We start from the raw sequence: 17147 nt of genomic DNA on the forward strand, positions 1-17147 counted from the left end.
GGGAGGGCGGGTCAGGGGTCGCGGTGGTGGAGGAGGAGGGCGCCGAGGAGTAGGGACGCGGCGGACCAGGCGGCCAGGACGGCGAGGCCCGCCCAGGGGCCGATCGGGAGGTTATCCAGGTCGGTGGTGGCCTGGATGGCGAGGCCCGCCGTCATCGGCGCGAACCGGCGCAGCGTCCGTTGCAGCTCCGGGTCGTTGATCATCGCCGCGACGAGCGGCACGGTGTAGAGCAGGGCGAACATCGCCCCCGCCGAGGCCGCCGAGTCTCGGATCGCGGCCGCGACGCCGAGCGCGAGCAGCCCGATCAGCACCAGGTAGAGCACCGACCCGACGGCCGCCCGCAGCGTGGGACCGTCGGCCAGCGACGGCGCGGCGATGCCGTTGCCGGGCAGGATCGCCCGGCCGGCGGCCACGCAGCCGAGCACGGCGACGGTCCCGGCGGCCAGGGTCAGGCCGCCGATCAGGACCGCCTTCGCGGCCAGCACCGCTATCCGGCGGGGCGCGGCGGTGAACGTCGTGCGGAGCAGGCCCGTGCCCTGCTCGCCGCCGATCGCCAGCACGGCCAGCATCACGACGACAGCCTGGCCCAACTGCACCCCGGCCAGGCTCAGCGCCGCCGGATCGAAACCGCATCCACCCACCTTGCAGCTCGCCGCGGCGACCGCGAACAGGCTCACCAGCACCGTCGCCACCACGATGCACGGCAGCAGCCAGCGGGCGGCCGGCTCGGTCCGCAGCTTCGTCCACTCGGCGTGCAGCGCCCGGCTCACGCCGTGCCCCATGTGCGTTCGCTGCGGGGCTCGCAAGCTCGCTCCTCGCTCACGCGTCGCTCCGGCGCAGCCGCGCGGCCGCCAGGCCGAGGGCCAGCGCGGCGTACCCGGCCAGGACGGCGAGGCCGCCCCATGCCGGCAGCGGGTAGTAGCCGGACCCGGGTGTGTAGTTCGCCACCACGTGCGCATACTCGGGCGTGACCTGCTGGATCGCGAAGGCCGCGGCGGGGGTCAGCCGCAGCAGCCATTCGGACGCCGCGGTCGGCAGGCCGCCGATGATCACCGCCAGGTACGGCAACACCACTACCGCCACCGCGATGCCGACCGCCGCCAACCCGCGCCGGAGCAGCGCGCCGAGCCCCAGGGTGAGCAGCGCCGTGCCGGCAACCAGCAGACCGGCCTCGACGGCCACCCGCGCGATGGTCGGCAGCGGCAAGCCCGGGTGCCGGAAGCCGTTATCCCGCAGCACATCCCAGGCGAGCGGGATGACCAGCGCGGCGGCGGCCGCCCCGGCGACGAAGGTGACGGTGCCGAGCACGACGGCCTTCGCCGCCAGGACGCGACCCCGCCGTGGGCTCGCCAGCAGCGTCACCCCGATCAGGCCCCGCCTGAGTTCGGTCGAGACGTTGAGGGCGGCCACCACGATCACCACGATCAGGCCGATGACCAGTCCGATCAGTACAAGCGGCACAGCGGGCCCGGCTTCGCCGGTGAGTGGTGCCATGTCGCCGTTGCCGGACAGGGTCATGACGCCGCCCGCCTCCTCGACGCTGCCCGGGTGGTGCGGGGCGCCGTCCAGGTTCGGCTTGGCCCCGATGTCGTCGCGGAGCCAGTCGCCGCCGGGCGCGGTGCCGGTCAGTCCGACGTTGTCGAAGGTGGCGGTCGCCTTGGCCAGCCGGGCCTGGGCGGTCCCGCCTCCGACGCCACCATCCACGGTGAGGTCACTGGGTGAGGTGACGAAGAGCCCGATCTCGACGGTGCCTGCCAGCGTCGCGGTGCCGACTCTGGTCCAGGATGCGCCGTCGGTCGACTCCTCTCCGGTGAGCGTGTCACCCGCGCGGGTCAGCCGCAGCCAGCGCGGGGCGTCGGCGGATACGGCGCCTGGCTTGCCCGCGGTGTCGTGGATGAAGTCGTGCTGCATCCGCACGCCGTGCTTGGCGGTGACCATGAGGGCCACATAGCGGGATCCCTCGGCGGTGCCGTCCTTGGCGATGACGCCGGCCTTCGCCCACTCCACCAGGCCGGGGACGATCTCGTTGTGATTCGGCGGCGGGTAGGTGATCAGGCCGGTCATCGACGTCACCCGTACCGTGACGGCGCCGTCCCCGGCCAGCGGCTGGTGCACGAAGTAGAACTTGTCCCGCACCGCCTCGCCGCCCGGGCCGACCGGGGGCGTCGGGCACTCGACCTCGACAGTCCCCAGAGAGCAGGACGACAGGCTGTTCGACGCGACGTACAGCCCCAGCAGCACGGTCACCACGGCCGCGGCCACGATGCCGAGCACCCAGCCGCGGACCGTCCGGAACTTGGTCCATTCGGCCCGCACGAGCCGTCCGAAGTCGCTCATGCCGCCACCGCCGCTACGCTCCGGCGCTGATTCGCCCGCACGCTCGCTCATCGGGCCACCTCCCCGCGGAACTCAACCGCGTCGCGGGTCAGCGCGAAGTAGGCGTCCTCCAGCGAGCCCGCGCTTCCCCCCGGTGTCGCCGCCAGCAGTTCGGACACGGTGGTGTCGGCGAGGACCCGGCCCCGGCCGACGATCACCACGTGCGCGGCGATGTGTTGGAGTTCGCTCATCAGGTGGCTGGAGACCAGCACGGCCCGCCCCTCGGCGGCGAGGGTCCCCAGCAGCCCGCGCATCCACACGATGCCCTCCGGGTCGAGGCCGTTGAACGGCTCGTCCAGCATCAGCACCGGCGGGTCGCCGAGCAGCGCGGCGGCGATCCCGAGCCGCTGCCGCATGCCCAGGGAGAAGCCGCCGGCCTTGCGGCGGCGGACCTCGCCCAGCCCGGCCTGCTCCAGCACCTCGTCGACCCGCCGGGCAGCGAAGCCCTGCGAATGGGCCAGCCAGAGCAGGTGGTTGCGGGCGGAGCGGCTCGGCTGCAGCGCCCCGGCGTCGAGCAGCGCCCCCACGTGGGTCAGCGGCCGGCGCAGCGTCCGGTAGGGCACGCCGCCGACGAGCGCGGTGCCGGCGTTCGGGGCCGCGAGGCCGAGGACCACCCGCATGGTGGTGGACTTGCCGGCGCCGTTCGGGCCGACGAAGCCGGTGACGTGCCCCGGCCGTACCGTGAAGGACACGCCGTCCAGGGCGACGGTGCGCCCGTACCGTTTGTGGAGGTCTGAGACCTCGATGGTGGATTCCATGGGCTCGGTTCTACGGCGCGCGCCGTAACAGCGGTCGAACGCGCACCGTTATGCCGTTGTTAGGTCCGGACCGGAATGCTGGTCACGTGCCGGTCGGCGGCGTGGCGGGGGGAACGGATGCGGACGGCTCGGCTGCGGTTCACGATCATGTACGTGGCGCTGTTCATGCTCTCCGGCGTCGCGCTGCTCGGCCTCACCAGTTTCCTCACAATCGCCCGCAGTACCTCCCCGGTCGTGCCCGCGCAGCAACAACGGCCGGACGCCTCCGCCGCGCGGATCGCCGAACTGGAGGCCCGGCTGGAGGCCGTGCACCGGGATCAGGCCCGGCAACTGCTGGGAGGCTCGGCGATCGCGCTGGCCGTGATGGGGGTGGCCTCGGTGCTGCTGGGCCGGTCCGTCGCCGGGCGGGTACTGCGCCCGCTGCGCACGATCACCGCGGCCACCCGCCGGATCACCGCCGACAACCTGCACGAGCGGCTGGCCACCCCCGGTCCCGGCGACGAGGTCAAGGCGCTCGCCGACACCATCGACGAGTTGCTCGAACGCCTGGAGCAGGCGTTCGCGGCGCAGCGCCGGTTCGTCGCCAACGCCTCCCACGAGCTGCGCACCCCGCTGGCCACGATGCGTGCGTCGCTGGACGTCGCGGTCGCGAAGCCCGGGCCGGTGCCGCCGCAGACGGTCGCGCTCGCCGGCCGGCTGCGTACCGAGCTGGACCGGGTCGACGGGCTGCTCGACGGCTTCCTCACCCTGGCCCGCATTCAGCACGGCGCGCTCGCCGACCGCGAACCGGTCTCCGTAGGCGCGCTGGTCACGGAGGTGGTGTCCGCCCGCGCCGCCGACATCGAGGCCAAGCGGCTGACGGTCCGCGCCGACGTGCGGCCGGACGCCTGGACCCGCGGCAACGCGGTGCTGCTCGCCCAGATGACCGGCAATGTGATCGACAATGCGATCACCCACAACGTGCCGGACGGCTCAGTCCGGGTGGTCGCCGCGCCCGAGGCCGGCACCGCACTGCTGGCCGTCGAGACCGGCGGCCCGCCCCTCGACCCGGAGCAGGTCGCCCGGCTCGGCCAGCCGTTCCAGCGGCTCGGCCTGGAGCGGACCGCCGGCGGCGGCACCGGGCTGGGCCTGTCGATCGTGGCGGCCATCGCGGCGGCGCACGGCGGCACGCTGGTGCTGCGCGCCCGGCCCGAGGGCGGCCTGCACGTGGCGATCCGGCTCCCGCTGATACCGCCGGCGTCCCGGGAGGACGAGGCCGCGTGAGGGTGCTGGTGGTCGAGGACGCGCGGGCGCTCGCCGAGGTGATCGCCGAGGGCCTGCGCGACCAGGGGATGGCCGCCGACATCGCGCTGGATGGCCTGACGGCCGCCGAGAAGCTGGACCTCTCGCCGTACGAGGTGGTGGTGCTCGACCGCGACCTGCCGGGCCTGCACGGCGACACCCTCTGCCAGATGATCACCGAACGGGACGACCGCCCGATGGTCCTGATGCTGACCGCGGCTGGCGCGCCCGGCGACCGGGTCACCGGCCTGACGCTCGGCGCCGACGACTACCTGGCAACGTTTCCGCAGGTCAGATGTTGTCGCGGATGCTTTGTGTGTCCTGCCGGGGGCACCAGTTCAAGGCATTGATCGACGATCTTCGCCGGAGGTTGGTGGAGCTAGACGTGGAGCGAACCGACAACTCGGCGGAGGTCGCCGCCGTTGGCTACCTCCGCTTACCCCGGTCGACGGCGGACCTGCCCTTTACTGCTGACGGGGCAAATCGAGCGCATGGCCGCCTGACGCAGGGTTGGTCGGCTTATGGCCGTCCGCTGCCGAAAGCTCTCGACGGCGCGGCCAGCGGCAGCATCTGCAGGATCTCCTGATCGCTCACCCCGTAAGAGTGAGCCATCCAAGCCCACGCGGTCGAGCGCGCCTTCACTCCTGTGGATGCCGGTCGATCGACAAACCGAAGAGGGGGAACAGGTCGGTCCGGTGGAACGCCAGGACCGCGGAGACGCCAGCCTTGGTCAGGGTCAGCACCTGCAGCGTGTGCGCGTGGAAGGCGTCGTCCTGTCCACGGATGTAGCAGGCGAACGCGGGCTGCCCGTTCGCGGACGTCTCCACCATGATCCGCCGCCCCTCTCCCGGCAGCAGCTTCGCTGTAAGCAGACGCAGTACGTCCTCGCGACCGTTGAACCAGGTGGGAATCGGCGGCATCTCCCACCGGGTCTCCTGAGTCAGCAGGCCTTCCAAAGCGACCAGATCGGTTTTTTCGAAAGCTTTGGCGTACTGGTCGAGCAGCGCACGGCGGGCGGGATCGTCTGGTTCGCTGAACTGGTCCTCGGTCGGTGCGAGCTTGGCGAGCTCCGCACGGGCCCGCTGGAGCGAACTGTTCACCGCTGCTGTCGTCGTTTCGAGCAGATCCGCTACCTCAGCCGCCTGCCACGCAAGGACCTCCCGCAGAATCAGCACTGCGCGCTGCCGCGGTGGCAGGTGCTGCAGCGCGGCAACCATCGCCAGCCTGAGGCTCTGCCGAGTCCCCACGACCAGAGCCGGGTCGGCGTTCAGCATGAGATCCGGGAACGGCTCCAGCCAGGTCGCCTCCAGCGCATGCGCCTCCAGGTCGTCAGGATCGGTGCCGGGAGCACCTAACGCTGACGGCACCATCCGGCGGCTGCTGTGCTGCAACGCGTTCAGGCAGACCCGGGTAGCGATCCGGTAGAGCCAGGTCCTCACTGATGAGCGCTGCTCGAACTCTGCGAACCCCCGCCACGCACGCAGGTACGTTTCCTGTACTGCGTCCTCCGCGTCGTGCAGCGAGCCGAGCATCCGGTAGCAGTGCGCGACCAGCTCACCCCGGTACTGCGCGAACTCGTCCTCCAGGTTCAAACCAACTCCTCGACCGGCTCCTGACGAGCAACCAGAGTCCTCGAACTAGGACCAGGCCGTACGACGATGCCGAGTCCGGTGAGTGCTCCGAGCAATGACAGCACGCCGCACACGGCCAAGGCCCGGGTGAATCCCGTCGTGAAGGACTCGTAGCCTCCGGCGGAGGCGAATACGGCGGCCAGGACGGCGACTCCGACGACTCCGCCGAGCTGCCGCATCATGATGTAGACGCCGGAGGCGATTCCGACGGCTTCGCGTGGCAGTGCACCGACAGTGGCGCTCTGCGTCGCAGGCATCGCCATGGAAACGCCGCAGCCGGCCACGATCAGGGGCAACACCAGCCCGGAGTAGTGGACCGAGCCGTTGGTGAGCTGGCTGATCCAGAACATGCCGACCGCCTGTAGAGCCAGTCCCGTCACGACGAGCGGGCGTTCGCCGATCCTGTCTACCAGGCGGCCTGCGAGCGGCGCCACCAGGAAGAGTGTGGCGGTCCAGGGCAGAAGCTGCAGCCCGGCCTTCAGCGGGCCGGAGCCGAAGGCGGCCTGCATGAACTGGGCGAGGAAGAACACCGCGCCGTAGAGTGCGGCGGTGAGGAAGAAGCCGGCCGCACTACCGGCCGAGAATGCCCTCGAACGGAAGTAGGACAGCGGCACCATCGGCTGCGGAGCGCGACGTTCCCAGGCCAGGAACGCCAGCAACATCAGGGCTCCGAGGACGAATGAGCCGATCACCTCGAGGCTGGCCCAGCCTGCCACCTCGCCGCGGACGACGCCCCAGACGATGCCGAGGACGGCCAGGGTGATCAGGACGCCGCCGCGGAGGTCCACCCGGCGAGCCGCTCCCCAGCTCTCGGGGATCTTGCGGAGTACGAGCGGGATGGCAAGCGCTCCTACCGGTAGGTTGATCCAGAAGATCCACTGCCAGGCCAGGCCCTCCGTCACGGCGCCGCCGATCATCGGGCCGCCCAGCACGGCCAGGCCGGTCAGACCGCTGAAGATGCCGATCGCCCAGCCGCGGCGTTCGGGTGGGAAGGCGGCGCCGAGCAGGCCCATCGCGAGCGGCATCACGACGGCGGCGCCGATACCCTGGAAGGTCCGGGCGACGATCAGCCATGGCACCGAGGTCGCCAACGCGCAGGCGACCGAGGCGATGGAGAAGAGGGCGAGGCCGCCCGCGAACGTACGGCGCCGGCCCCATCGGTCACCGATGGCTGCTGCGGTCATCAACAGCACCGCGAAGCTGAGGCTGTACGCGTTCACCGTCCATTCCAGCTGTTCGATCGAGGCGTCGAGGTCCTGCCTGATGGTGGTCAGCGCTGCCGCTACCACCAGGACGTCGAGCGCCACCATCAACGAGCCGATCGAGGTCAGGCCCAGCACCCAGCGCTGCTCGACGGTCGTCCGTTCCTTGCTGCTCACGAGGGTCCTCCAGAAGTTCGCTGTCACTGGTACTGACAGCGGCGGAGGACCGAAGTAATCGCGGCGATGAGTTGCCGGGTTCCGCGTGGTCAGTAGTAGTGACAGCGAAACCAGCTAGGAGAGCCCGATGAGTGCAGCAGTGATCCGCTACCAGACCAAGCCCGAAGCGGCAGACGAGAACCAGCGTCTGATCGAGAACGTCTTCGCCGAACTGGCGGCCACGGCACCGCCCGGCCTGCGGTACAGCGCCTTCCGGCTGGCTGACGGGGTCACCTTCGTCCACGTCGTCGACGGCGACGGCCTCCCCGAACTGACCGCCTTCCAGGAGTTCCAGCGCACCTTCGCCGACCGTCTGGCCGTCAGCCCCACCCGCGACGACGCCACTCTGATCGGCTCGTACTCCGCGGCGGTGCTGGCTGTCCCCAGTTGATGGCGAGGTCCGGCCGGCAGGGGGATGCCCAGGGCGACCGGGCCCCCGGAGGCCGCCGGGGGCCCGCTCGATGATGTCGCCCACCGTACGGTTTCGGGCAAGAGGAGAACGTCGTCGGCCAACCTACGTAAGGCCAGCAGCCATGGCGAGGTTGACCAGCAGCCGCCGCGACTGCCGCTTCGGTGGGCGGTGATCGTTGGTACTGCCGGGCGGGCTCCACTCGGTGACGCCGGCGCCCGCATCGGCATGAACTTCGCCCTGCTGGAGTCGACGACGGTGCTGACCGCGCTGCTGCGGCGCTTTCGGGTGAACACCACCGGGCAGGCGTTGCGGCTGCGGCCACTGTTGACACTGCGTCCGGACGGGCCGGTCCTGGCCCGGATGACCGAGGAAAAGGATCACGGCCGGGGCGGGTTCAGTGCACGGCTGACCCGTGCAACCGACACGGTCGAGCCATGACAACCGGTGATTGGCATTGTGTTCCCGGATGGACAGGCTGAAGTCATGGAAGACGTCGTCATTGAAGTGAACCAGCTGCGTCGCAGCTATGGGGAGTTCGAGGCGGTCCGGGGGGTGTCTTTGGCCATCGGCCGCGGCGAGCTGTTCGCCCTGCTGGGCACCAACGGCGCAGGCAAGACCACCACGATCGAGGCGCTCGAGGGGTTGCAGCGGCCGACCTCCGGCGAGGTGCGGGTGCTCGGCCTGGACCCGATCGCCGACCGCTCCGCGGTGCGTCCGCGGACCGGCGTGATGCTCCAGCACGGCGGTTTCACCGGAGCGCTGACCGTACGCGAGACCATCGAGTCCTGGCGGGCGCTCACCGTCCGTCCGCGCGCCACCCGCGACATGCTGGAGACGGTGGAGCTGGCCGACCGGGCCGACGTCGCCGTCGAGCAGCTCTCCGGCGGCGAGGGCCGGCGGTTGGAGCTGGCGCTGGCCGTGATGGGCCGCCCGGAGGTGCTGTTCCTCGACGAGCCGACCACCGGCATGGATCCGGCCTCGCGGCGCCGCACCTGGGATGTCATCCGCGAGTTGCAGGCGGGCGGGACCACCATCCTGCTCACCACGCACTACCTCGAAGAGGCGGAGGTGCTCGCCGACCGGGTGGCGATCATGCAGGGCGGGCACATTGTGTCTCGCGGGACGCCCGAGGAGGTGGTGCACACGCTGCCGGCGCGGATCACGTTCCGCTCACCGGAGGGGTCCGACCTGCCCGATCTGCCGCACGGCACGCTCTCGGTGGACGGCGACCGGGTCGCCTACGAGACCCGCGACCTGCAGGGCGACCTCTCCCAGCTGCTGGACTGGGCCACAGCGACCGGAGTGCGGCTGTACGGGCTCTCCGCGCGCCCAGCCACCCTCGAGGACGTCTTCCTGGACATCGCCGGCGAGCACGACAACGCCGGTCACCGACTGGAACGTGAGGAAGTTCGATGACCACCGTCACGACAGATCGGGCGGCGCGGCCGTCCTGGCAGATGCTCGCCCTGCTGCGCATGGAGCTGCTGGCGCTGCGGCGCAACTGGACCGCCACCGCCCTCTCCGTGGTGACTCCGCTGCTCATCGGGCTGCTGTTGACCAGCGGATACGGCGGCCAGACGGTTCCCGGAGTGCGCCGGGTGGTCAGCGTGACCGCGCTGATCATGGTCTTCGTGGTGCACCACCACCTGACCACCGTCTACGCCTCGCGCCGGCAGGAGAACGTGCTCAAGCGGATGCGTGTGGGTCTGCCGTCCGACCGTACTATCCTGCTCGGCACCGCCAGCAGCACCGTGCTCACCTTCCTGGCGCAGACCGCCGTACTGGCGCTCTATGCCATCCTGGTGCTCGACCTGCCGGTGCCGCGGCACCCGCTGGTGATCCTGTTTGCGCTGCTGCTGGGCGCTGCGGTGATGGCGGCCTTCGCCGCGGTACTGTCCGCGGTCACCCGCAGCTCCGAGGCCGCGATGCTGACCACCCTGCCGTCCATGGTGATCTTCCTGGCCACCCCGGGTGCCCTGCTGCCGCTGGGCGCGCTGCCGGCGCCGATTGAGCGGGTGCTGTGGTTCCTGCCGACCGGCCCGTTCACCGAAATGCTGCGCGTCGGGTGGCTGGCACAGACCGACGAGGGCCGGGCGCTCGGCTTCTGGGACAGTCACCTGCTCGCGTTGCCCTCGGCCGGTGTGCTGTTGGTGTGGCTGGTCATCGGCGCCTGGCTGACCCGCCGGTTCTTCCGGTGGGAGCCCCGGCACGTCTGATCCGACGCCGGCCGATGGTGCACCATGGGAGAGGTCCAGACGAGGTGACGGCGCGGATGTTCTTGGGCGGCGACGGCGCGGGGCCGGTGATCCGGGTGCTGCTGGCCGACGACGAGGATCTGATCCGGGCGGGGCTCGCCGCCCTGCTCGGCCTGGAGCCCGAGATCGAGGTGGTGGCAGAGGCAGCCGAATCGGGCGCCGACCGCAGGTGCCAGGGGCTTCCTGCCCAAGGGCGCTCCGGGCGGCACACTGGCGGAGGTGATCCGCCGCGTGCCCGGCGGCGGGCGCTACGTCGACCCGGTGCTCGCGGCCGACGCGCTGACCGCCCCGAGTGCCCGCTGACCGCTGGCGAGCTGGACGCCTGCGGCTGGCTGAGTTGGCCACGCCGGTCTCCGAGGTGTCGCGCCGCACCAATCTGTCGATCGGCTCAGTCCGCGACCACCTCTCTGCGGCAGTCCAGCCGTTCTTCGCCGCCAATGGCGACAAACAACCCAACCAGGTAGCTCAACGCCTGCTCGCGCGGCTCCGCACGCCCAAACCGGTGCGCGTACCGTGCCAGCAGATCATCCAGACCCGGCCCGCCACACGACGACTCGATCAACTAACACAAGCGCGATCGTCTGTCAGGCCTGCCACCGGTGGCAGCAGACACGAAGTGCGACTACCAGACCAGCCGACCGCGTAGCTGTCGACGCCGACAGCGGGTTCAGCGGCATCGAAACAGCACCGATCCCGCCTCGGACCTGCGGAGATACCGATGAACGCAGGTACGGCTGGAGCAGTGCTCAATCGCTCAATCGTCGACATTCGACTCCGTCTGCTCCTGGAGCATGCAGGCGGGGGGACCAGTCGAGTTCGGCTGGCACGTCGACGTCCAGCACGGTTGAAGACCTGGCGTGCGGGGTCATGGCTACTACGCGAGCAAAGTCAGGCGCCGCAGCCGGCCTACCCGTACGGCCGTCAGACGGGGCCGATCCGCTTTGCCAACCTGGGGAACAGCCGCAACGCGTTGCCACGGTTGATCGCTGACCAGGCGGCGCGGTTCAATGTGGCATCCCGGTCGAGGTCGCTGGTGATGACGCCGACCTCGCGGTATGGGCGCGACGCGAAGTCGGTGCCGTAGACGATTTGGGTGTGGCCGACGGCCTTCAGTAGCGTCGGCATCGAGTACGGCGAGGCAGGCTGCGCCGTGTCGTAGTGAAACCGGCGCAAAGCCCGGTGGAAGACGGCCGGGTCGACGAACTCGCCCTGGCGGCCCTGCGACTCGGCCCGTCCGGCCAGGTACGGCAGGAAACCGCCGGCGTGCGACAGGATGATCGACAGGTCGGGATGACGGTCCAGCGTGCCGGACACGATGAGGTTCAATGCCGCCCGGGTGGAGTCGAACAGAAAATCGGCCAGTGAGTTCGGCACCCCCGGCAGCGCGAACCTGGTGTCGGGCAACGCGTCAGGATGGACGAACACCACCGCGCGGCGCCGGTTCAGCTCCGCGAACAGTGGCTCGAACGCCGGGTCCCCGACGTACTTCCCGCCTGCGGTCGTCATGAGGATGACACCGTCGGCGCCGAGCGTGTCGAACGCGTACCGAACCTGCTCCATCGCCAGATCGAGGTGCAGCGGCGCCACGTTGGCGAAGAATCCGAACCGCTTCGGGTGCTCGGCCGCGAGCCGGGCGTACGACTCGTTGCATACCCGCACTCCTTCTTCGGCAAGTGTGCGGTTCGCAAAGGCGATGGATGGCACCGGGGCCGAGAGCACCGCCGTCCCAATGTGGTTCTCGTCCATTATTCGCAGCGCGTCGACGACCGTCCAATCTGCCCACTTCGGCCAAGCCTCCGGATCGGCCGGCAGCAGACCGTGACCGATCGCCCACCGACGCATGTCCTCCGGCAAAGCGTGGTGATGGGTATCGATCCGTTTGACCGGTCGTCTCCCAGCGTTGTCGGCCCACGCCATCGGGCCGGCCACCAGCCCGATGCCACCTGCCACGGTGGCGGCGCCCGCAGTGCCCAGGACCGCCCGCCGGCTCATCGAAGAACCCACCGCACACCTCCAAGATCTCTTATCGAACCAGGTCCATGGTGGGGCTCCTAGGCTGACGTCCACATCGGTCGAAGGGATCCGAACCGACCGTCGATGGTTGCCGGGTCCGGTTGTCGGTGCGACTTTCGATTGACTCTTCATTGACCATTTCGTCGGTGGTGCCACAAAGCATTTCCGGACCTCTGGTATGAGGTTCGCGGACGAAGCAGCGCCAAAGGCCGGTCTCGTTGCCGAGCAACCCAGGGTGGTGGGCGAGGATGGCCGCCCGCACCCGGTTGTTGAGGTCCAGCTTTGCAAGGATCCGGCTCACCTGGGTCTTCACGCTCGCTTCACCCATGTGCGGCGTGGCCGCGATCTCGGTGTTCGTCAGACCGCCGCCAACGGCACGGAGAGATCATTACATCGCCGCACTGCGCACTGCGCACTGCGGCGAGCATCTCGCCGGCCGACGCATCCTTCAGCAGGAAACCCACGGCGCCGTCGCGCAGCGCTTCGTGTACGTATTCGTCGAGGTCGAACGTCGTGAGCACGACGACGCACGACGGAGGATCGAGTTGTGCCCGACAGACGTCTGATTCACGTGCTTTCTGGGTTGTAGGGGTCTAGTTGTCTCGCCAGGCTGGGGCAGGGTGTCGACGGCCTCTTCGAGGGCGGGTCGGCGGTCAGTCATTGACGACAGCACCAGGTTCTAGTAATTGACGGCACATGGCCGCTGTCGTCGCGTCGCATGACCCGCCGATCGCGGCAGCCAGTGGTGTCGTGGGGTGCCTGCGCCGGTCAGTTGGCGTTGCGCCGGTATCGGCGGATGGCGAGGGGGGCGAAGACGGCGAGGAGTCCGGCCGTCCAGGCGAGCGCGAGCAGTGTTTCACCGGTGACGGTGTGGCCGGTGGGGAGGGCGCCCTGGCCGAGCGTGAGGCCGCGTAGGGCGTTGGCGACGATGGTGATGGGCTGGTGTTCGGCGAAGGCCTGGAGCCAGCCGGGCATGGTCCGGGTGGGCAGGAAGACGGAGCTGGTCAGGGTCATCGGGAACACGACCAGGTAGATCGCGGCCTGGATGGCCTCCGAGTTGACGATGGTGAGACCGATGAAGGCCATCAGCCAGGAGCAGGCGTAGCCGAAGGCGAGTGCGACTCCGATGGCGGCGACGACGCCGCCGATGCCGTTGTGCCAGCGGAACCCGAGCGCGACGCCGACAACCAGTTGCAGGCCGAGGATGAACGTGCTGCGTACCAGGTCGGAGAGGGTGCGGCCGGTCAGGACGGCGGAGCGGGCCATGGGCAGGGAGCGGAACCGGTCGAGGACGCCTTTGGCGCGGTCGTTGTTGAGACCGTAGGCGGTCGGTGCGGAGCCGAACACGGCGGACTGGGCGAGGATGCCGGGGAGGAGCCAGTAGACGTATTCGCCCTGCGCGGCTGGGGGGAGGGCGCCTTGGATGGCGCCGCCGAAGACGTAGAGGAACATGAGCATGAACACGATCGGCTGGACGGTGGAGAGGATCAGCACGTCGAGCAGGCGGACGTTGGCCAGCAGGTTCCGGCGGGTGATCACGCCTGTGTGGGTGAGCGCCCGGCCGAAGCGACGCCTGGAGATGGTCGCGGTGGTCATGCGGCCCTCCTCGCGGCGATCCGGTCGGTGGTGTTCGGGCGGGTGAGGGTGAGGAAGACGTCGTCGAGGGTGGGCCGGTGCAGGGCGACGTCGGTCGGGGTGATGTCGGCCTGGTCGAGCAGGCGTAGTGCGTGTCGCAGGGTGAGCGGGCCGTCCGGTGCGGGAAGCACGATCCGGCCGCGGTCGGTGGCGAACTGGGCGTCCAGTGGCTCGAGGGCTCTCAACGTGACGTCGCGCTGCCCGGCGGCGATGTCCAGCTCGACGACGGCGCCTCCGGTGCGGTCCTTGAGTTCGGTGGCGGTGCCTTCGGTGAGCAGGCGGCCGTGGTTGATGACGGCGATACGGCCGGCGAGTTGGTCGGCCTCGTCGAGGTACTGGGTGGTCAGCAGGACCGTGGTGCCTTCGGCGGCGAGGTCGCGTACGAGGTGCCACAGGTCTTGGCGACTGGCCGGGTCGACGCCGGTGGTGGGTTCGTCGAGGAACAGCACCTGGGGCCGGCCGACGAGGCTGGCGGCCAGGTCGATACGGCGGCGCATGCCGCCGGAGTAGGTCCTGACCGGCCGGTCTGCGGCGTCGGCGAGGTGGATGCGCTGCAGCACCTGCTCGGTGCGGGCGTTGGCTTCGCGGCGGGGCAGTCCGTAGAGGCGGCCGATCATGGCGATGTTCTCGCGACCCGTGAGGTGGTCGTCGACGGCGGCGAACTGCCCGGCGAGACCGATCCGGTCACGAACGGCCGTGGGGTGGCGGGTGACGTCGAACCCGGCGATCCGGACCGTGCCGGAATCGGGTCGCAGGAGTGTCGCCAGGATGCGGATCAGGGTCGTCTTGCCCGCGCCGTTCGGGCCGAGCAGCCCGTAGATGATCCCGCGCGGGATGGTGAGGCTCAGTCCGTCGAGGGCGCGGGTGCCGTCGCGGAACTGTTTGGTCACCTCGTCGACGGTGACGATCGGGTCGCTCATCGCTGCCTCCCAAGCTTGTTTACTTGAAAGTCAACATAGGCACAAGTACACTGTCGAGTCAACAGAGGATGCGAGAGGTACGTCGATGGGCGACATGAAAGCCGAGCCCGTGCGGCGGCTCCCGCGTGCGCAACGTCGGGAGCAGATCCTTGCCACGGCGACGAAGGCGTTTGCCCGTAACGGGTTCACCGCGACCGGTCTGGACGACATCGCCACCGAGGCCGGCGTCACCCGGGTGATCCTGTACCGGCACTTCGACTCCAAGACCGACCTCTACGAGGCGGTGCTGGACCGGTTCTACGTCGTACTCCGCGACCACGTCGCCGAGCCGGTCGGCGGTTTCACCGACGCCAGTCTCGACGGGCTGCTGAAGGCGGCGATCGCCGAACCGGCCGGGTTCCGGTTGATGTTCGTCCACAGCGCACGCGAGCCGGAGTTCAAGGCCCGCGCTGAGCACTTCCGCCGCGAGATGACCGAGGCGGCGCACCTGCAGATCTCGAAGGTCGTCGGCGATCAGGCGTGGGCGCGGTGGGCGGCGCAACTCGCGCCGACCGCGGCGACCGAGGCGATCATCGCCTGGCTCGATGCCGGGCAGCCCGATCCCGACCTGGCTGCCGACCGGGTACGGCAGGTCATCGCCGGAGTCATCACCGCCGCAGCCGCCGGCGACAACCTCGACGGCCGGCCCGCCACCACCTGACCAGCGTCCACCATTCACCTGCTGGAGGACACCATGACCACGTCACCCGACCAGACCGCCAAGGTCCGGCGCGTGTGGGAGAAGACCGCGCCCAGCTACGACAGGCAGATCGCCTTCTTGGAGAAAATTCAGTTCAGCGGCGGTCGCGAGTGGCTCGGCGCCCGCGCGCGCGGTCGGATCCTCGAAGTCGCGATCGGCACCGGCCTCAACCTGCCGCACTACCCGACGGACGCGACCGTGACGGGAATCGAGTTGAGCCCGGCGATGCTCGCGATCGCCCGGCAACGGGCCGCCGACCTCGGCCGTGCCGACGACCTCCGGGAGGGCGACGCACAACGGCTGCCCTTCGACAACGACTCATTCGACACAGCGGTCTGCGCGCTGTCGCTGTGCGCGATCCCCGACCCGACCACGGCCATCAGCGAAATGAAACGTGTCCTCGTGCCCGGCGGACGGCTGTTGCTACTCGACCACGTCCGCAGTACCTGGCCGCCGATCTACGCCGCCCAGTGGCTACTGGAACGAATCACGATCCGCGTAGCCGGAGAGCACTTCACCCGCCGCCAGCTACAACTGGTGAAAGCCTCCGGATTCGACATCATCGAGGCGGAGCGGCTCAAGGCCGGCAGCGTCGAGCGCATCCATGCGACCAAGCCCGCATGATCCACCGCCGGTTGCCGGTCGGCAGGAAGGTTGGGGCTGGACACGGCGCGGCGTCGGTGACGAGGCTGACGCTCACCCGGGTCTGTCGGTCCATGACCTTCCCGCTGTGCCGGTGTACTGCCGGGCGACCCCGAGCCGCCGGTCCTTCCCCGTCCTGGGTCAAGCCGAATCCCGGGGCGTCAGGGCCGCCCCGGCTACGGCATACTTCGCCCGTGGGCAAGAGACGACGGCGAATGGCGTTCGGTGCGGCGGTGCTGCTGGTTGTGGCGCTGGTGGGCGGCGGGCTGTGGCGATATTTCGACCACCCGGAGAACCCGATCCACGACAGCGCGGTGGACGACGCCGCGAAGAAGGTCGACGGCGTACTGGACCGGTTCGAGTACGACCACCTCTTCAAGGCTGCCGACTATGCGCACTCCGCCGGTCAGCACCCAGACGTCAAGGTTCTCTCGGTCACCGGCGAGACGCACTGGCAGACCGGCGTGACCCTGGTGCTGCAGGTGACGGGTCACGGCGTGGAGATCGGCGCGGACGATTCGGTGATCGACGAACGCGACGAGCCGATCTGCTTCCGGATTCAGCTCGGCCCGGACGACGACAGCCGCGATGACGACGTCGATTGCCCGGCGGGCGGATCCGTACCTGTCGCCAAGGACCCGTCGCTCGCCGGCGTCGACGCCCGGCTGAAGAGCGCGCTGAAGGCCGCGGGCCCGGACGAACCCGCCGTCCGCGCGGCGATCGTCGATCTACAGCTCGACCCGGCCATCCGTCAGGACGTGACCGCGAAGGACGGCAGGGTCGGCGTGGCATTGCGGGCCGCGCAGTACGACTGCATCCTGGCCCGCGTCACCTCGACGGGTGCGGAGATATGGAGACCGTCGCACACCCAACTGGCCCCGGGCGAGTTGCCCTGCGCCGCGAGCGTCGCCCTGAGCAGTACCTTCGGCAAGTACCCTCACTAGACGAGTAGTTCCGAAGTCTGGGGTCGATGTCCGGGCATGAGGAGAGGGCATCCAAGATCATGTTGTGACGCAAGACCTGGACACCCTCTTGACCGCACTGTACGTGAAGATCGACGACATGAT

The 17147-nt window shown here is 69.7% G+C and carries 18 protein-coding genes and 1 pseudogene; 10 read left to right on the forward strand and 9 right to left on the reverse strand.

Going from position 1 to position 17147, the window contains the following annotated elements; genetic code table 11:
- Window positions 1-11: 11 nt before the first annotated feature.
- From I0C86_RS08785 to I0C86_RS08795, 3 genes are read right to left on the reverse strand one after another with little or no spacing between them, the layout of a single operon-like run.
- Window positions 12-806, reverse strand: coding sequence for an ABC transporter permease (locus tag I0C86_RS08785; RefSeq protein WP_230393822.1), 795 nt, complete (start codon window positions 804-806; stop codon window positions 12-14).
- A gap of 13 nt (window positions 807-819) precedes the next feature.
- Window positions 820-2388, reverse strand: a complete 1569-nt coding sequence (locus I0C86_RS08790; RefSeq protein ID WP_230393823.1) for a DUF1349 domain-containing protein — start codon at window positions 2386-2388, stop codon at window positions 820-822.
- Window positions 2385-3134 carry an ABC transporter ATP-binding protein gene (locus I0C86_RS08795; protein WP_196200721.1) on the reverse strand — a complete coding sequence of 250 codons (750 nt, stop codon included), beginning with the start codon at window positions 3132-3134 and terminating at the stop codon, window positions 2385-2387. The genes I0C86_RS08790 and I0C86_RS08795 overlap by 4 nt, the downstream gene beginning before the upstream one ends.
- Window positions 3135-3251: 117 nt before the next feature.
- Between I0C86_RS08795 and I0C86_RS08800 the strand changes: the two genes are divergently transcribed.
- Window positions 3252-4397, forward strand: coding sequence for a sensor histidine kinase (locus I0C86_RS08800; RefSeq protein WP_196200722.1), 1146 nt, complete (start codon window positions 3252-3254; stop codon window positions 4395-4397).
- Window positions 4394-4708 (forward strand): annotated as a pseudogene (locus I0C86_RS08805) (response regulator); the annotation flags it as partial. The gene I0C86_RS08800 and the pseudogene I0C86_RS08805, both read left to right, overlap by 4 nt.
- A gap of 345 nt (window positions 4709-5053) precedes the next feature.
- Here I0C86_RS08805 and I0C86_RS08810 read toward each other — a convergent pair.
- Both I0C86_RS08810 and I0C86_RS08815 read right to left on the reverse strand, forming a co-directional pair.
- Entirely contained in the window at window positions 5054-6007 is a 954-nt protein-coding gene (locus I0C86_RS08810) for a sigma-70 family RNA polymerase sigma factor (RefSeq protein ID WP_196200723.1), read from the reverse strand.
- The gene (locus I0C86_RS08815; protein ID WP_196200724.1) at window positions 6004-7425 is read right to left on the reverse strand and encodes an MFS transporter; all 1422 of its coding nucleotides are present in this window, start codon (window positions 7423-7425) and stop codon (window positions 6004-6006) included. The genes I0C86_RS08810 and I0C86_RS08815 overlap by 4 nt, the downstream gene beginning before the upstream one ends.
- Before the next feature lie 127 nt (window positions 7426-7552).
- Here I0C86_RS08815 and I0C86_RS08820 point away from each other — a divergent pair, with 127 nt between their 5' ends.
- The 4 genes from I0C86_RS08820 (at window position 7553) to I0C86_RS08835 (ending at window position 10092) form a co-directional block, all read left to right on the forward strand.
- Entirely contained in the window at window positions 7553-7855 is a 303-nt protein-coding gene (locus I0C86_RS08820; protein WP_196200725.1) for a hypothetical protein, read from the forward strand.
- A 189-nt stretch (window positions 7856-8044) separates the two neighbouring features.
- Window positions 8045-8314, forward strand: a complete 270-nt coding sequence (locus I0C86_RS08825; RefSeq protein WP_196200726.1) for a hypothetical protein — start codon at window positions 8045-8047, stop codon at window positions 8312-8314.
- 45 nt (window positions 8315-8359) lie between these two features.
- Entirely contained in the window at window positions 8360-9292 is a 933-nt protein-coding gene (locus I0C86_RS08830) for an ABC transporter ATP-binding protein (RefSeq protein ID WP_196200727.1), read from the forward strand.
- On the forward strand, window positions 9289-10092 hold the full coding sequence (locus I0C86_RS08835; protein ID WP_196200728.1) for an ABC transporter permease: 804 nt from the start codon (window positions 9289-9291) through the stop codon (window positions 10090-10092). Before I0C86_RS08830 ends, I0C86_RS08835 begins: the two co-directional genes overlap by 4 nt.
- A 960-nt stretch (window positions 10093-11052) precedes the next feature.
- Here the strand turns inward: I0C86_RS08835 and I0C86_RS08840 are convergent.
- Window positions 11053-12060, reverse strand: a complete 1008-nt coding sequence (locus I0C86_RS08840; protein ID WP_196200729.1) for an amidohydrolase family protein — start codon at window positions 12058-12060, stop codon at window positions 11053-11055.
- Between the two features lie 94 nt (window positions 12061-12154).
- Complete coding sequence (locus I0C86_RS45405; RefSeq protein WP_407676280.1) at window positions 12155-12472, reverse strand: helix-turn-helix domain-containing protein; 318 nt, start codon at window positions 12470-12472, stop codon at window positions 12155-12157.
- On the opposite strand from I0C86_RS45405, the gene I0C86_RS44920 reads away from it, so the two are divergent.
- Window positions 12393-12710 carry a hypothetical protein gene (locus tag I0C86_RS44920; RefSeq protein WP_323373541.1) on the forward strand — a complete coding sequence of 106 codons (318 nt, stop codon included), beginning with the start codon at window positions 12393-12395 and terminating at the stop codon, window positions 12708-12710. The genes I0C86_RS45405 and I0C86_RS44920 overlap by 80 nt on opposite strands.
- A 202-nt stretch (window positions 12711-12912) precedes the next feature.
- On the opposite strand, the gene I0C86_RS08850 is transcribed toward I0C86_RS44920, so the two are convergent.
- Window positions 12913-13740 (reverse strand): ABC transporter permease, encoded by an 828-nt coding sequence (locus I0C86_RS08850; RefSeq protein ID WP_196200730.1) that lies wholly within the window; start codon window positions 13738-13740, stop codon window positions 12913-12915.
- Entirely contained in the window at window positions 13737-14699 is a 963-nt protein-coding gene (locus tag I0C86_RS08855; RefSeq protein ID WP_196200731.1) for an ATP-binding cassette domain-containing protein, read from the reverse strand. Before I0C86_RS08855 ends, I0C86_RS08850 begins: the two co-directional genes overlap by 4 nt.
- An 85-nt stretch (window positions 14700-14784) precedes the next feature.
- On the opposite strand from I0C86_RS08855, the gene I0C86_RS08860 reads away from it, so the two are divergent.
- From I0C86_RS08860 to I0C86_RS08870, 3 genes are all read left to right on the forward strand, one after another.
- Window positions 14785-15399, forward strand: coding sequence for a TetR/AcrR family transcriptional regulator (locus tag I0C86_RS08860; RefSeq protein ID WP_196200732.1), 615 nt, complete (start codon window positions 14785-14787; stop codon window positions 15397-15399).
- Window positions 15400-15471: 72 nt separating this feature from the next.
- Window positions 15472-16062, forward strand: a complete 591-nt coding sequence (locus tag I0C86_RS08865) for a class I SAM-dependent methyltransferase (protein WP_323373542.1) — start codon at window positions 15472-15474, stop codon at window positions 16060-16062.
- A 212-nt stretch (window positions 16063-16274) separates the two neighbouring features.
- A complete protein-coding gene (locus tag I0C86_RS08870) occupies window positions 16275-17024 on the forward strand; it encodes a hypothetical protein (RefSeq protein WP_196200734.1) in 750 nt (249 codons plus the stop codon).
- Window positions 17025-17147 lie beyond the last annotated feature (123 nt).

This window comes from Plantactinospora alkalitolerans (genome assembly GCF_015690345.1).
Taxonomy (GTDB): Bacteria; Actinomycetota; Actinomycetes; order Mycobacteriales; family Micromonosporaceae; genus Plantactinospora; species Plantactinospora alkalitolerans.

Coding starts and splice junctions, on each gene's coding strand:
- I0C86_RS08790 (WP_230393823.1), bottom strand. CDS start 2,388: ATGAGCGAGCGTGCGGGCGAATCAGCGCCGGAGCGTAGCGGCGGTGGC.
- I0C86_RS08795 (WP_196200721.1), bottom strand. CDS start 3,134: ATGGAATCCACCATCGAGGTCTCAGACCTCCACAAACGGTACGGGCGC.
- I0C86_RS08800 (WP_196200722.1), top strand. CDS start 3,252: ATGCGGACGGCTCGGCTGCGGTTCACGATCATGTACGTGGCGCTGTTC.
- I0C86_RS08820 (WP_196200725.1), top strand. CDS start 7,553: ATGAGTGCAGCAGTGATCCGCTACCAGACCAAGCCCGAAGCGGCAGAC.
- I0C86_RS08830 (WP_196200727.1), top strand. CDS start 8,360: ATGGAAGACGTCGTCATTGAAGTGAACCAGCTGCGTCGCAGCTATGGG.
- I0C86_RS08835 (WP_196200728.1), top strand. CDS start 9,289: ATGACCACCGTCACGACAGATCGGGCGGCGCGGCCGTCCTGGCAGATG.
- I0C86_RS44920 (WP_323373541.1), top strand. CDS start 12,393: ATGGCCGCCCGCACCCGGTTGTTGAGGTCCAGCTTTGCAAGGATCCGG.
- I0C86_RS45405 (WP_407676280.1), bottom strand. CDS start 12,472: ATGGGTGAAGCGAGCGTGAAGACCCAGGTGAGCCGGATCCTTGCAAAG.
- I0C86_RS08850 (WP_196200730.1), bottom strand. CDS start 13,740: ATGACCACCGCGACCATCTCCAGGCGTCGCTTCGGCCGGGCGCTCACC.
- I0C86_RS08855 (WP_196200731.1), bottom strand. CDS start 14,699: ATGAGCGACCCGATCGTCACCGTCGACGAGGTGACCAAACAGTTCCGC.
- I0C86_RS08860 (WP_196200732.1), top strand. CDS start 14,785: ATGGGCGACATGAAAGCCGAGCCCGTGCGGCGGCTCCCGCGTGCGCAA.